This window comes from Aurantibacter sp. UH7 (assembly GCF_056839165.1).
In genome coordinates, this window is sequence record NZ_CM166388.1 from 4,121,351 (window position 1) to 4,136,575 (window position 15,225).

The 15,225-nt window shown below is 34.3% G+C and carries 14 protein-coding genes; 10 read left to right on the plus strand and 4 right to left on the minus strand.

Annotated elements, in window-relative coordinates; translation table 11 throughout:
* Positions 1 to 44 precede the first annotated feature (44 nt).
* Both UH7x_RS17450 and UH7x_RS17455 read right to left on the minus strand, forming a co-directional pair.
* Entirely contained in the window at positions 45 to 212 is a 168-nt protein-coding gene (locus UH7x_RS17450; protein WP_482361204.1) for a hypothetical protein, read from the minus strand.
* A gap of 350 nt (positions 213 to 562) precedes the next feature.
* Positions 563 to 1,657: a vWA domain-containing protein gene (locus UH7x_RS17455; RefSeq protein WP_482361205.1), complete on the minus strand. Its 1,095-nt coding sequence runs from the start codon at positions 1,655 to 1,657 to the stop codon at positions 563 to 565.
* A gap of 156 nt (positions 1,658 to 1,813) precedes the next feature.
* Between UH7x_RS17455 and UH7x_RS17460 the strand changes: the two genes are divergently transcribed.
* The 5 genes from UH7x_RS17460 to UH7x_RS17480 all read left to right on the plus strand — a co-directional run bounded on the left by UH7x_RS17460 (position 1,814) and on the right by UH7x_RS17480 (position 8,645).
* A complete protein-coding gene (locus tag UH7x_RS17460) occupies positions 1,814 to 3,985 on the plus strand; it encodes a DUF5916 domain-containing protein (protein WP_482361206.1) in 2,172 nt (723 codons plus the stop codon).
* Between the two features lie 81 nt (positions 3,986 to 4,066).
* Positions 4,067 to 4,531, plus strand: a complete 465-nt coding sequence (locus UH7x_RS17465) for a (2Fe-2S)-binding protein (RefSeq protein WP_482361207.1) — start codon at positions 4,067 to 4,069, stop codon at positions 4,529 to 4,531.
* 10 nt (positions 4,532 to 4,541) lie between these two features.
* A complete protein-coding gene (locus UH7x_RS17470; RefSeq protein WP_482361208.1) occupies positions 4,542 to 6,782 on the plus strand; it encodes a xanthine dehydrogenase family protein molybdopterin-binding subunit in 2,241 nt (746 codons plus the stop codon).
* A 100-nt stretch (positions 6,783 to 6,882) separates the two neighbouring features.
* Positions 6,883 to 7,491 (plus strand): nucleotidyltransferase family protein, encoded by a 609-nt coding sequence (locus tag UH7x_RS17475; RefSeq protein WP_482361209.1) that lies wholly within the window; start codon positions 6,883 to 6,885, stop codon positions 7,489 to 7,491.
* Between the two features lie 62 nt (positions 7,492 to 7,553).
* Positions 7,554 to 8,645 carry an amidohydrolase family protein gene (locus tag UH7x_RS17480; protein WP_482361210.1) on the plus strand — a complete coding sequence of 364 codons (1,092 nt, stop codon included), beginning with the start codon at positions 7,554 to 7,556 and terminating at the stop codon, positions 8,643 to 8,645.
* 8 nt (positions 8,646 to 8,653) lie between these two features.
* Here UH7x_RS17480 and UH7x_RS17485 read toward each other — a convergent pair whose 3' ends face one another.
* A complete protein-coding gene (locus tag UH7x_RS17485; RefSeq protein WP_482361211.1) occupies positions 8,654 to 9,268 on the minus strand; it encodes a GntR family transcriptional regulator in 615 nt (204 codons plus the stop codon).
* A gap of 252 nt (positions 9,269 to 9,520) precedes the next feature.
* On the opposite strand from UH7x_RS17485, the gene UH7x_RS17490 reads away from it, so the two are divergent.
* Both UH7x_RS17490 and lpxD read left to right on the plus strand, forming a co-directional pair.
* Positions 9,521 to 10,303 (plus strand): hypothetical protein, encoded by a 783-nt coding sequence (locus UH7x_RS17490; protein WP_482361212.1) that lies wholly within the window; start codon positions 9,521 to 9,523, stop codon positions 10,301 to 10,303.
* 152 nt (positions 10,304 to 10,455) lie between these two features.
* Entirely contained in the window at positions 10,456 to 11,448 is a 993-nt protein-coding gene (gene lpxD, locus UH7x_RS17495) for a UDP-3-O-(3-hydroxymyristoyl)glucosamine N-acyltransferase (RefSeq protein ID WP_482361213.1), read from the plus strand.
* A 9-nt stretch (positions 11,449 to 11,457) separates the two neighbouring features.
* Here lpxD and UH7x_RS17500 read toward each other — a convergent pair whose 3' ends face one another.
* Entirely contained in the window at positions 11,458 to 12,066 is a 609-nt protein-coding gene (locus UH7x_RS17500; RefSeq protein WP_482361214.1) for a hypothetical protein, read from the minus strand.
* Positions 12,067 to 12,229: 163 nt separating this feature from the next.
* Here UH7x_RS17500 and UH7x_RS17505 point away from each other — a divergent pair, with 163 nt between their 5' ends.
* Genes UH7x_RS17505 through UH7x_RS17515 form a run of 3 tightly spaced genes read left to right on the plus strand, consistent with a single transcriptional unit; the run spans position 12,230 to position 15,211 of the window.
* Positions 12,230 to 13,150 (plus strand): EamA family transporter, encoded by a 921-nt coding sequence (locus UH7x_RS17505; RefSeq protein WP_482361215.1) that lies wholly within the window; start codon positions 12,230 to 12,232, stop codon positions 13,148 to 13,150.
* Positions 13,151 to 13,199: 49 nt separating this feature from the next.
* Entirely contained in the window at positions 13,200 to 13,895 is a 696-nt protein-coding gene (locus UH7x_RS17510; RefSeq protein WP_482361216.1) for a 3-keto-disaccharide hydrolase, read from the plus strand.
* Positions 13,896 to 13,900: 5 nt separating this feature from the next.
* A complete protein-coding gene (locus UH7x_RS17515; RefSeq protein ID WP_482361217.1) occupies positions 13,901 to 15,211 on the plus strand; it encodes a Gfo/Idh/MocA family protein in 1,311 nt (436 codons plus the stop codon).
* The last annotated feature ends 14 nt before the right edge of the window (positions 15,212 to 15,225 follow it).

Sequence of the window (15,225 nt, forward strand, 5' to 3'; positions counted from 1 at the left end):
GGTAATTCGATTCTAATTACAGAAATTTTAATATCCTGTATTATTTAGTACCCGAATTTGATATTCATATGTGGTCCATAAATAAATAACATTACCAACATAGTTGCTAGTAAAGTAACAATAGTGGAGAATAAAAATATAGCCATTGCTTTATACCATTTTGGCATTCCATTCAATGAGCTGTTTTGTACAATCGTGTTAATTACATCCATTTTTTCATTTTTTATATCTGATGTTCTCAGACATGGTTCAACTTCAATAGCAGTTCTTCGGATGTAGGTTGTCAAAATGATTTTGGGGTCATTTTCAGTAAAGAAACAATTAAGAGGCCTTACACCCTAATTGATATTGCATCAATTAGTTGAAAGGTATGAAATAAACGATGACTGGGAAGTAATTGTAAAATAAAACTTGCAAAAAGAGACTGTTCAATTGTAATAAGCGTAGCAATCAACAGGAATTTGAGTGATTCGTCGTTTTTCTAAAAATAATTATTATTAGATTATATAAATAAAAAAAAGCACCAATAATGGTGCTTTTCTATACTATATTCAGCTATAAATTATTCACAGCCACCAGTAAAACCTGTTGCATCAAATTTAGTCTGTACACCGCCTTGTTTGCTTCCAATTACTACTTGTATTGCCAGGTTATTTACTCCACTACCATCTCTTTTTGGCGTACAATACTCAAATAAATAAAAGCTATTTGCTCGTTGCGATACGCGTTGTGAAATTTCATTGAAGTTAGTTTCTAGTTCCTCTTTGTTTCCAGCAAAAACTGTGTAGGTTTTCCCAATACTAGCTAAAACTTCCGTATCTATTTCGGAACCTAAACCTATACTGAAAAAAGATATATTTGGATCAGCAGATTCTACTTTTTGCAATGCAGCAGCCTCGGTGTAACGAGAAGCTTGATCTGTACCATCAGTAAAAATAACAACTGAAGCAGCACCAATTTTATCATCTTGAGTACTCGTTGCTAATAACTGACTTGCTATATCGGTAGCCTTGATTACAGCTCCATATAAATCTGTTGAGGGATCATTACTTATATCTTCGTTAATACCATCAATTGCTGTAATTAGTTGGTTCTTCGATGGTGTTAATTCGTTTAGTAGGTGGAGTTCATCTTCACCATCAAACCAGTATATAGCCATTTTTACAGATTCATTCTCAACAGCTGGCATCACATTATTAACAAAACTAACAGAAGCCGTTTTTAATTCTTCAAGGCTACTACCCAGAACACTCTTACTTAAATCTAATACTAATATGGTATTGTTACTAAAGATTTGAGAATTCGGTGATATTCTTGCGTTAGATTCTGAAGGAGAGATAGTATTAAAACAATCATCATTTCTTCCTTGTTCGTAAATGGTAAACTTATCTGCGGAAAGTCCAGAAACAGGAGCGCCATCATCATCCGATACTTTAAACAAAATTGATATTTTTCCTGGTAGTGTAGTAAATTCTTCTTGTATAGATAAAACTAAATCACTTTCACCAAGATCTAAACATTCATCAACGGCAGTACCTTTTCCTAGTCCTTCTTCGCCTTGATTAATTTGAAAGTTTACATCGTCATCAGCATTTCCACAAGAATAAAAGACCGCTAATATTATAAATATACTTGTTAGTTTTAATAAGTTTTTCATGTTCAGTTTCATTTGAGGTTCACCTAGCAGAACGGTCAAAATCCCTTTAAATTATAGTAGTGACCGAAAACATATGTTAAACCTTGTTAAATTTTATGCATATAATTTTTGTAGCTTTCCAATCGCAATTAAATCCAACTATTTTTCAACCAACTAATGAACAAGACTCTTTTCTGTATATTATTCTTTATGGGGTGTTATTTACATGCTCAAAAAAAGAATGATGCATTTCAATTAAATATTAAGAAGACCAATCATTCCGTATTAATTGATGGCATAGATGACGATTTAGCTTGGCAACACGCAGATGTGGCTAAGAACTTCTTTATGGTTTTACCTATGGATGATGGACCTGCTAACGAGAAAACAGAAATACGAATGACATATGATGATAAAAATATATACTTATTGGCTACATTTTATCACGATAAAAGAGGGAATTATACTGTAGAGTCATTACGTCGAGATTTTACTTTTGGTAAAAACGATAATTTTCTATTATTCATGGATCCTTTTAACAATCAGACTACAGGTTTCTCCTTTGGTGCTAATGCACATGGAGCTCAATGGGATGGTACCATGTATGATGGAGGTAGTGTTGATTTAAATTGGGATAGTAAATGGGTTTCAAAAACAACACGTGATGAAGAAAAATGGATTTTTGAAATGGCATTACCTTTTAAGTCTATTAGATATGAAGAAGGTGTAAAGAAATGGGGAATAAATTTTAGTCGATTAGATTTAAAGGCAAGCGAAAAGTCTAGTTGGACGCCGGTTCCAAGACAATTTCCAACCGCATCTTTAGCATATACTGGTACATTAATTTGGGATACACCACCACCGAAACCAAAAACTAACTTCTCAGTAATACCCTACGTTTTAGGTGAAGTTAAACAAGACCGTACTAAAAAAGAAGATGCCAATTATAGAGGAAAAGTAGGAGGCGATCTAAAATTTAGTATTTCTTCTTCACTAAATTTAGATATGACTGTTAACCCAGATTTTTCACAAGTAGAAGTGGATCGTCAGGTAACAAATTTAGACCGTTTTGAACTTTTCTTTCCAGAGCGAAGACAGTTTTTCTTAGAGAATGGAGATTTATTTGCTGGGTTTGGTTATGCTACTATTCGGCCTTTTTTCTCACGTAGAATAGGATTAGGTGTACCTATTCAAGCGGGTTTAAGACTTTCTGGAAACCTCAATGAAAAATGGCGTTTAGGTGTTATGGATATGCAAATTTCTAGTGTTGAAGAATCGGGACTCCCAAGTCATAATTTTGGAGTAATATCGGTACAACGAAAGATGTTTAGTCGTTCAAGTATTGGAATGCTTTTGGTAAACAAGCAAGCAATTAACTATCCGCAACAGAATGACTCATTAAGTGCACTTTATCCAAAATATAACAGAAATTTTGGAATGGAGTACAATTTAGCTTCAAAGACTAATTTGTGGACCGGGAAAGCATTCTTTCTAAAATCATTTGCACCCGAAAAAGAAAATAGTGGTATTAGTCAGGCTGCGCATATTGAATATCAAAACAAAAAATGGAATTGGAGAGTTGAAGAACAATATGTAAGCGATAATTATACCGCTGAAGTAGGCTATATACCTAGAAATGGTTACGTGAAATTTAACTCATATTTGGGACATTTGTTTTTTCCTGAAGCGGGTCCAATTGTAAGTCATGGACCAAAATTAAATGGGTTCTACTTTTTTGATGAAAACTTTAAAGAAACTGACAACACAACGTTTTTACAATATCTTATCGATTTTAGAAATAGAAGTAGCTTAGATTTCTTTGTTTCTTATGATTATGTAGAATTACTTTCGCCATTTGACCCTACTAGATTAGGTATTTCTGACTTAGCAATAGGAACCAAACATCGGTGGAATGCATTTGGTTGGGAATTTGCATCCAAACCTCAGAGTCTACTAACATATAGCTTTAATGGCAGATTAGGTGGTTATTATTTAGATGGTAATAGAACAAGTCTCTCAACAGAACTAGGCTACCGTTTTCAACCATATGTAAGCTTGACTGCAAATTTAAACTATAATCATATAGAACTTCCGGCACCTTGGAATACAAACGAATTTTGGTTAATTGGTTCGGAAATAGATATAACGTTCACCAATAAATTATTTTTTGCTAATCTATTTCAATATAATGAGCAGAGTAAGAACTTTAATTTGAATTCAAGATTTCAATGGCGGTATGCCCCAGCATCCGATTTATTCTTGGTGTATTCGAACAATCAAATGATAGATCCAAATCTACCCCGCGATTGGTCTTTAACATTAAAATTCAACTATTGGTTCAATAAATAGAAACCTTTATCATTTTGTTAAATAAAAATCAACGATTATTATTTTTAGTAACTTGTAAGTCATATCCTTAAATAAATAAACATGCCAACTTATCAATTAAAAGTAAATGGGAAATCACAAACCGTAGAGGTTAGTGAAGACACCCCATTATTATGGGTGTTACGGGATCATTTGAATCTAGTAGGCACCAAATTCGGTTGTGGAATTGCACAGTGTGGTGCTTGTACAGTTCATGTAGATGGTGTCGCAATGCGTAGCTGTTCAATGACTTTAGCACAATTAAAGGACAAATCAATAACAACCATCGAGGGTCTTTCAGTAGATGGTTCACATCCAGTACAAGTAGCTTGGAAAGAAGTAGATGTACCTCAATGTGGTTATTGTCAAGCAGGTCAGATTATGACTGCATCAGCTTTTTTGGCTCAGAATGCCAATCCAACTGAAGATGAAATAAAAAATGCAATGCATGGTAACATATGTCGATGCGCATCTTATACTAGAATAAATAAAGCTGTACAAAAAGCAGCCGAAAACATTGAATCTTAAAGCAAAAACTATGTCTACTACAAAACAAGATAAATCAATAGCATTTAGTAGAAGGGGCTTTATGAAATCTACTTCCTTAGCAAGTGGAGGTATGTTAATAGGGTTCAATCTATTCAATTCTTGTAAACCAAAAGCTGAACCAGCAATTGATTTAGCAAATCTTAATTATAATGATTTTAATGCATTTATTGAGATTGCAGATAATGGTGCGGTTACTCTTTATTCGCCGAATCCAGAAATTGGGCAAGGCGTAAAAACAGCTATGCCAATGTTAATAGCCGAAGAATTAGATGTGGCATGGAAAAATGTTTACGTTAAACAGGGAGATTTAGACACGGAGAATTATTCACGACAGATTGCAGGTGGAAGTCAATCAATACGTTCTTCATGGGAACCATTGAGACAAACAGGCGCAACGGCAAGACAAATGTTAGTTAATGCTGCTGCTGCGAAATGGGGAGTAGAACCATCAGAATGCACAACAAGTGAAGGTGTTATAACGAATGCCAAAGGAGAAACCTTAGGTTATGGTGATGTCGTTAAGGAAGCTGCAATTTTGGAAATTCCCGAAGCGGTAACCTTAAAAGAAATTAAAGATTTTAAAATTATTGGCACTGATGTTGGTAATGTCGATATCGATAAAATTGTAACTGGCAAACCATTATATGGCCTTGATTATAAAGAAGAGGGAATGGTTTACGCTACCGTCTTAAGACCACCAGCTTTTGGTCAAAAATTAGAATCTTTTGATGCAACTGATGCAAAAGCAATACCAGGGGTATTAGATGTTGTTAAAATAGGAGAAGGAGCAAATGCACTTTTAAAGAGTGAAGATAGAAATTGGACGGTGGTACTAGGAAGTAGTGAAAAGGTTGTAATTATAGCAGATTCATCATGGGTGGCCATGAAAGGAAAAAAGGCAGTAAAGGCAAATTGGATAGAAGAGTCTCCTCTTGAAAGCACTGAATTTCAGGATAAAAAGTTAATTGGACTTCTAGATGGCAAAGAGTTTACAACATTACGCGAAGACGGTGATGTAAATAAAGCATTTGCTAACGCTGATGAAATATTAGAACGTACTTATGAGTCTCCTTTTTTACCTCATAATTGTATGGAGCCTATGAATTTTTTCGCAAATGTAACTGCAGATAAAATTCATTTAGTTGGTCCAGTTCAAACTCCAGAATTTGCAGCTCAAGCAGTTGCAGCAATGCTAGATAGAGATGTCAAGGATATACATTTAGAAATGACTCGTATGGGTGGTGGCTTTGGCCGTCGTCTTTATGGTGATTTTGTTTACGAAGCTGCTGAAATTTCTAATACAATTAAAAAACCTGTAAAGTTGATTTCTTCGCGTGAAGATGATATGACAATGGGTGTTTATCGGCCCGCAATTAAATATAGAATAAAAGCTGCTGTAAAAGATGGTCAAGTAACTGGCTATCATATTAAAGAAGCCGCTATTAATGGTAATATGTATGGGTTAATTCCTAATTTCTTTCCAGCAGGTGCTATAGAAAATTATAAAGTAGATGTTGCTAATTATAAAAGTAATATTACCACAGGTGCATGGCGCGCACCTTATACTAACTTCTTGGCTTATGCGGAGCAGAGTTTCTTTGATGAACTAGCAGATGTTATGAAAGTTGATCAAGTACAAATGCGATTAGACCTCTTAGAAAGGGTTAAAGGAACAACCGATGAACGTATTCAATATTCTCCTGAACGACTTCAAGAATGTATCCGTACTGCTGCTGAAAAATCTGGCTGGGGTAAAGTAAAAGAAGGTGTTTATCAAGGTTTTGTAGCATATTATTGTCATAATTCACATGTTGCTGAAGTGGCGGAGGCTGTTATTGAAGATGGAATTCCAGTTATTAAAAAAGTTACCTGTGTGGTAGATTGTGGAGTTGTTGTAAACCCATTAGGTGCTATGAACCAGATTGAAGGTGGTGTAATAGACGGTGTTGGTCATGCAATGTTTGGTAATTTTGATTTTGAAAATGGAGCGCCTACAGCAAAAAACTTTGATCGCTATCGCTTAATACGAATGAAAGAAGCACCAGTGATTGAGACACATTTAATTCAAAACGAATTTGCACCTACCGGTCTTGGTGAACCCACCTTACCTCCTGCAGGTGGTGCTGTTGCAAATGCATTAAAAGCGGCAACAGGAAAGAGAATATATAAACAACCGTTTATGCAAGACCCATCGTTTTGGAAAACACCAGAGAAGGAGATATTAGGGTAATAGCACTAATTTTATCACTTTAAATTTAGGTAAGATTTCGCTTGGATACATAAAACAAAACGACCACCTCATTTAGTGGTCGTTTTTAGTACATAACAAAATGAATTATAATAGTGACATAGCAATTCTAATCTTAGCAGCTGGTGAATCAAAACGTATGGGTGAGCCAAAACAACTACTTCCTTGGAAACAAACGACATTATTAGGTAATACTATTAATGAAGCCAAATTGGTTTTACCAGATAATATTTATGTCGTTTTAGGTGGTAATTCTGAATCCATTAATAAAATTGAAGAATTAAAAGATGTGAATATAATATACAATCCAGATTTTAAACTTGGTCAGGGCGCTTCTATATCTTTTGGAATCAATCGTATTCTAAATATTGATGATAGTCTTAAATCAGTTCTAATTATGTTATGTGATCAACCACTAATTACTAGCGACTATCTTAAAGAACTTATAAATATTTTCAATACAAATAATAAAGGAATTATTGCCACGAACTATAATAATAGGGCAGGGGTACCTGCTATTTTTGACCAACAATATTTTAGAGAGTTAACGTATTTAAAAAATGATAAAGGAGCTAAAGACTTAATAGAAGATAACAGTTCAGATATCATACTAAAAGATGCTGATGGAAAAGAAGTAGATATTGATACGAAAGAAGAATACAATAAACTTAAAATTCAATTCAATTTGTAACCTTCTAATGCACTTGGAACTAATAAATATGGTACTTTCAACTAGTCAAAGAAAAATATAAAATGAGGAGTATACATACAGTTTTATTCATAATAACACTTTTGATTTCAAATTCGATTACAGCCCAAGAAATGGGTTTCGAAGAATATAATCCAAAATCCACATTAATTGTCCCAGAGCATAAATTAAATAGAGCGAAATTTCCTTTTATTGACATTCATAGTCACCAACGAAATATGAGTGAAGCAGCACTAACTAGAATGCTTAAAGATATGGATGCCATAAACGAGGGCCTTATGGTAAATTTAAGTGGGGGATCTGGAGAACGCTTAAAGAAAATGGTTCAAAGTATCAATGCTAATTATCCAAATCGTTTTGCCGTATTCGCAAATGTAGATTTTGATAATGTTGGTGAAAAAGGATGGACAGAAAATGCTGTAAAGCAGTTAGAAGAAGATGTAAAAGTAGGAGCAAAGGGACTCAAAGTCTTTAAAAGCTTAGGACTTCGTTATAAAGATATAGACGGAAACCGTGTGGCAATAGACGATTCAAGATTAGACCCAATTTGGGCAAAATGTGGTGAATTAGGCATTCCCGTTTTAATCCATGCGGCAGATCCAAAATCATTTTGGGACCCAATGAATGCCGATAATGAGCGTTGGTTGGAGTTAAAAACACATTCGCGAAGAAAACGAACTGATACGGATCCGGCTCCATGGCAACAAATTATTGACGAACAACATCGTATGTTTAAAAAGCATCCAAACACCAATTTTATTAATGCACATATGGGTTGGTATGCTAATGATTTAGCAAAACTTGCAGAATTAATGGAAGACATGCCAAATATGCATGTTGGAATAGCAGCTGTTATTGCAGAACTTGGGCGGCAACCAAAAAATGCCAATGCTTTTTTTACAAAATATCAAGATCGTATTCTTTTTGGGAAGGATAGTTGGAAACCTGAAGAATTCCCAACTTATTTTCGAGTTTTAGAAACTGATGATGAGTACTTCCCTTACTACAAGAAATACCATGCATTTTGGTCTATGTACGGTTTAGGACTATCCGATGAAGTATTAAAAAAGGTATATTATAAAAATGCATTAAGGTTACTACCTAATGTGGATACAAGTATTTTTCCTAAAAATTAAAAACCTGATTATAAGATAAATAATTGTTTTTCAATATAATCCTGAACAAATATCCAGTTCATTTTAAGGACAAGTGCAGCAGATGGCAGGTTATCTTCTTCAATTGCCGCTATTATAGCATCATGCTGTTCATTAGAATTGTAATGAAATGAGTCATCAGACATAAATTCACGTTCATAAAAGAAAACTCGGCTTTTTAGGTCTTTTAAAATCTGTTGCACCACAGAATTATTATAGTTTGCAGTCAGAAGTCTATGGAACTCCATATAACCATTAACTCGTTCTAAAGGCTCATCTGTCTCAGCAATTAAAGTTCGTTGTTTTTTAAGTGCTTCAATAGCGGATTCATCAAATGTAGATTGTTCTAAAGCAAGCACCTCCAAATGGGCAACAAGTTCATATAGATTTTTTGCTTCTTCATGATTGACTTCTGCAATAATGAAACCACAATTAGGTATAGCCCTAACAATGTGCGATTGTTGTAATTGCGTTAAAGCCTCTCGTATTGGCGTTACACTAACCTTTAATACTCTAGCCAAAGCAGCTAGATTTATACGATCACCAGGATCTAGAGCACCTTGCTGCATCTGTTTGAGTAAATGCTCACGTACTTGGTTTCGCAAAATAATTTTACTAGACATAGTTCAAAAATAATAATCGTATACGATTTAAAACGGCTTTTTACTGAAAAATAGTACGTTTAGCACCTTATTTTTTAATATCAATATTAAGCGGCGACAATAAGTAACTTTATTTATTAAAGTATTTCATCGAATAAAATGTCTTTTCACCGAAAATCATATTCATTTAACAAGAAGACAGCACTAACGCTATTAAACCTTCGTTAATCACCTTATAATCCAAACTCTATAATAATGAAGGCAAAGTCTATTTGTAAATTACTTTTCGTATTTGGTTCAATGATGTTGATTACTAGTTGTAGTGATGATGATAAGGACGTAGTAGTTGAAGAGCAAGAACTTTCTCAAACAGAAGTTAAAACAATACTAGAATCTGATTCATATGCTAAATCTTTCGATAATATAATTTCAAGTGTTTATCAGAATGAAGGTAGTTCTGGCAAAACAGAAGAATGCTATGTAGCGGAATATTCAGATACCGGTTTTACTATTGAATTTGATAATTGTACTGTAGAAGGCACATCAAATGTAACAGGGACACTTTCAGCAGTATATACTTCAACAGGAGATACAGTGGCTTATACAGCTACCTGGACAGATTTTAATTTTGGAGGCATCATTTTAAATGGTACTCGAAGTTATACAATAGGTTCAGATACCGATAATTCCATTAATTTTTCAGCCACAAGTGACTTTAATGCAACCTTAGCTAATGGTTCAATTGTTACTGAAAAAGGTACTAAAGAAATTGGAATTACATTCGGTAGCAGTCTTGAGACAAGTATTTATACGTTAGATGGAAGCTGGACAGTAACGGCAGATGGTTTAACATATGTGGTAACAGTAGACGATACAATTGAAGGTAATCTTGCTTGTTCATATTTAAATGAAGGGTCTATGACCGTTGAAAAAAGTGGTTTGCTTGTTGAAGTTGATTTTGGAGACGGAGAATGTGACGATATTGCAACAGTATCATATCCTAATGGAGATACTGAAGAGATTTCTTTAAGAGATTAAGAAAAGTTAACTCGACTTTTTTAACCCTGCTTTCTTTACAGATAGCAGGGTTTTTATTTATTAATATTTCCTTACACCAATCAAATCAAAATAATTTAATCGAAATTAAACTATATTCGAAGCTGACAAATTCTCCAAAAACAGGAAAAAAAATGAAATCATTTAGCATTCAGGAAATTAACGCCATTTTAGAAGGAACATTAATTGGTGATACTAAAGTAAACATTAATGGTCTTGGTGAAATAAAGGAAGCATCCGAAGAACAAATAACTTTTATTGGCAGTTCTAAATACACTAAATTTTGGCCTGATTCTAAAGCTACAGCTGCCATTGTAAATGAGTCTCTTAATTTTGAACAGAATGATTCTCGACCAATAATTAAAGTGAAAAATGCCGACTTAGCTATGGCAAAGTTATTGGAAGTTTTTAGTCCAGATGGACCAATATTTGAAGTAGACATTCATCCAACAGCGGTTGTGCATCACTCTGTTAAGATAGGTGAAGGATCTAAAATAGGTGCGAACTGTTACGTAGGTAAAGATGTTGTTTTAGGAAAGGGGGTTTTACTTTATCCAAATGTTTCAGTTTTTGATGATACGATAATAGGTGATAATACTACAGTTTGGTCTGGCACTGTTATTAGAGAGCGTACTCAAATAGGTACGAACTGTATATTTCATAATAATGTAAGTATCGGTGCCGACGGTTTTGGATATCGCCCAAGTGATGATGGTAGAGGCTTAGTGAAGGTGCCGCACATCGGAAATGTAATTATAGGGCATTATGTTGAAGTTGGTGCAAATTCGTGTATTGATAGGGCTAAATTCAGTTCTACAATTGTAGGAGATGGCTGTAAAATTGACAATTTAGTTCAAATAGGACATAATTGTATTATGGGTCGTTTTTGTATTATGGCAGGAAGTAGTGGTTTAGCTGGCTCTGTTACTTTAGGAGATGGCGTAATAATTGGGGGTAGTGCCTCCATAAAAGATCATACTACAATTCATTCTGGAGCAACAGTCGCTGCAGGGTCTGGTGTTATGAAAGATGTACCAGCAGGAATGACCGTTTTAGGCTATCCTGCAGCAGAATCTAAGGAAAAATTAAAGCAATGGGTAGCATTGCGAAAATTAGCAAGAGGTTAATAGTTCTTATTAATCTTCGAATTCTAATTTAGAAATTAAATCTTCGTAATTATCAATCTTAGTAAATAACTTCCCACCTAGATTCAAAATAGGAGTTTCCAAAGAATCTAATTGTATCGTGTTGGCAAATGAGCGATTTAGTTGATCTTTCATTTCAACATTTTCGTCTAATTTATGCATTTGATACAAGTATTTACCGTCAGCGAGAGATTGCAAAAGGCTATCACATTGATTGCACATTTCAGGTACATAAACAGTTATATTCTTTTTAGGCTTAATCTTAATGGCAGTAGCCTCTTTTTTTAAAGCTCGTTTAGACAAACTATCATTAACCACTAAATCATAGGTATACTGGGGTTTTTTACCGCGTAATAGCATTATCGTTTTTAAATGAACCTTTGAAATTCCTGGAACTCGGACCAGTCTTGGACGGGCTTTACTTTGTCGAAAATTAGTTCCTTCAATAGTAATCATAACATCCAAATCCTGCTCATTTTCATTTACAGCATAAAATGCCAATCGATTTGGAATCTCTTCGGTGATAACTTTTATTTTGGATTCTTGTGCCCAAATATTTGTACCGAATAGTACAAACAAAACAAGTATAATATTTTTCATTTTCAATTTTCTTTGCTCCAATATATCAATTTATATTCATTCATATCTTTTATATCCCATTATTGGAGATTAATTCTTATTTCATCTAAATATTTGAACGTTAATCTATTTTTTAGAACATAGATATTCTTAATATTGAACCTTCTAAACAATTGTATGGCTTATGAAGCAAAAACCCAACACAGCATTAATCATACTCTCATTCTTTTCCATTTATGTAATTTGGGGTTCTACCTATCTATTAAATAAGATTGCAGTTCAAGAAATATCACCATTTATGTTGGCTGGTTTTCGTTTTTTTATTGCTGGCCTTCTAATATTTCTTATTTGTATAATTATGGGAATATCTTTAAAAATATCTCCCAAACAACTAAAGAATACTATAATTGCCGGTTTTTTGTTTTTGGCTTATGGAAATGGTGTAGTTGTATGGGCTTTGCAATATATTGACTCTGGATTTGCAGCGCTAGAAATCTCAGCACAGCCATTAGTAGTATTGCTTTTAATGAGAGTATTTCAAGGTAAAAAAATACAAGCCATGTCTTTAGTGGGCATAGCTCTTGGCTTTATTGGTATCTACTTATTGATAAGTCAGAAATCTATTATAAGTCAAGAGAATTCTGCAATTGGCATGATTTTAGTGTTTTCCGCAATGGTTAGTTGGGCCTCTGGTAGTTTATTTGTTGGTAAAGCTACTTTGCCAGATAATTTTTTTGTAAATACTGGTTATCAAATGATTATGGGTGGTCTTTTAATGTTAATTGTAAGTGTTTCCACTGGGGAAGAATGGTCATCGCCATTAAATTGGTCTAGTAAAGTACAATTGGCAATGGTGCTCTTAATTGTATTGGGCAGTATTGTCGCTTTTACTTCATTCAATTATTTGTTAAGAAATGTTTCTCCAGAAAAAGTGGCTACAAGTACGTATGTGAATCCAATTATAGCTTTGCTATTAGGCTGGTATTTTTTGAATGAGCAAATTACCAATCAATCAATTTTGGCAGCTATAATATTGCTTACAGGGGTCTACTTTATCAATACCAAGAAAAAGCTAGCCATTTACTCAAGATTTAAAAGAAATTAGAGTAATTCCACTTAATTTTTTCAATAGAAAGTATTAAATTCAAATTTCTATGAGAGCGCTAGTTTTATACTTCTTTTTATCCGTATGTATTTTATCATGCAAATCAGAACCTTCTATAAGTCTCTTTAATGGAGAGAACCTAGAAGGTTGGCATATTGATGTACCTGAAATGGATTCTGTGCCTACTGCTATAAATCCGTTTATAGTTAGAGACGGTATGCTTGTAAGTTTGGGTGTGCCGCAAGGGCATGTAATTACTGATGCAGCATATGAAAACTTTCGGCTAGAAGTGGAATACCGTTTTGCTGGAATTCCTGGCAATTGTGGAGTTTTAGTTTATGCGTCAACACCACGTTCCTTATATAAAATGTTCCCAAAATCAATCGAGGTTCAAATGATGCATGAAAATGCGGGTGATTTTTGGTGTATTGTTGAGAATATTGAAGTTGATAATATGATAGATAGAAGAGGTCCAAAAGAAGAATGGGGTGTAACCGAAGGAAAAAAACGACGAATTTTAAATCTTACCGACGGATCAGAGAATGCTGTAGGGGAATGGAACTCAATGATAATTGAGTGTTTAGGCAACAAATTAAAAGTATGGGTAAATGGTGACTTTGTAAATTACGGCTATAATGCAACAGCAAGTAAAGGTCAAATTGCCTTACAGGCTGAAGGGTCTGAAGTTGAATTTAGAAAAGTCGTACTCACACCAATAAACGAAATAAGTAATTACGAAAATTAATAATAATGGAAGGTAATTTTAAGACGAAATCTTCGGATAAAAGCAGAAGGTCATTTATAAAAAAATCAGGTATAGCTGTTGTAGGCAGTACTGTTGTTTACCCTTCAGGGTTAATGGCATTTAATTCTTCTAATAATGACATTATAAAAGTAGGTTTAATAGGATGTGGGGGTAGAGGTACCGGTGCAGCATCACAAGCATTGGAAGCAGACCCAAATACAGAGTTAGTAGCTATGGGTGATGTTTTTGAAGACCGATTATCAGGAGCGTATGATCAACTTTTAAAACTAAAACCTAATCAAGTAAAGGTAAACGCTGCTAATAAATTTATTGGTTTTGATGCTTATAAAGAGGTTTTAGAATCGGATGTAGATGTGGTTTTATTGACTACGCCTCCTGCGTTTCGACCAGATCACTTAAAAGCAGCTGTAGAGGCCGGCAAGCATACTTTCTGCGAAAAACCAGTAGCAGTAGATGCACCCGGTGTTCGAAAAGTATTAGAAGCTGCTAAACTGGCTAAAGAAAAGAATCTCAATGTGGTATCGGGTTTTTGTTTTAGACATGATACCATGAATTTAGAAACTATGAGTCGTGTATTAGGAGGAGATATCGGCGAAATTAGGGCTGTAACGGCCTATAGGAATGGAGGCGAACTTTGGTATAAAGACAGAAAGCCAGACTGGACAGATATGACCTACCAAATGCGAAATTGGTATTATCAAAATTGGCTTTCCGGTGACTTTTTAGTAGAGCAAGCAGTACATAGCTGTGATTTAATATCGTGGACTATGAATAATGAAATGCCAATAAAAGCAATAGGTAGTGGTGGTCGACAAGTTAGAACAGATAAAAAATATGGAAATATTTATGATCATTTTGCAACAGAATTTACATATGCAAATGGCGCTAAATCTACTCTATTCGCACGGCAACAAGCAAACACACAAGGTAGAAATACCGTCGAAGCATTTGGTTCAGATGGTGTTGCTTATTTAAATCTGTATGGTCAAAGTGAGATAAAAGGAAAAAATCCATGGCGATATAGAGGTGAGCGAAATGATATGTTTCAAGCAGAACACGATAAACTTTTCGCCGCCATTCGAAGCGGAAATCCAATAAATGATGGGGAATTGATGGCAAATAGTACGATGATGGGTATTTTATCTCGTATGGTTGGATATACTGGTCAAGAAATTACATGGGAAGATGCTTTTAATTCTGAGGAACATTTAGGACCAAAATTTGAAGAGTATTCATGGGATTTAAAATTCGAAATGCCCCCGATAGCAATACCTGGTAAAACTAAATTTCATTGATTTAAAATACTATT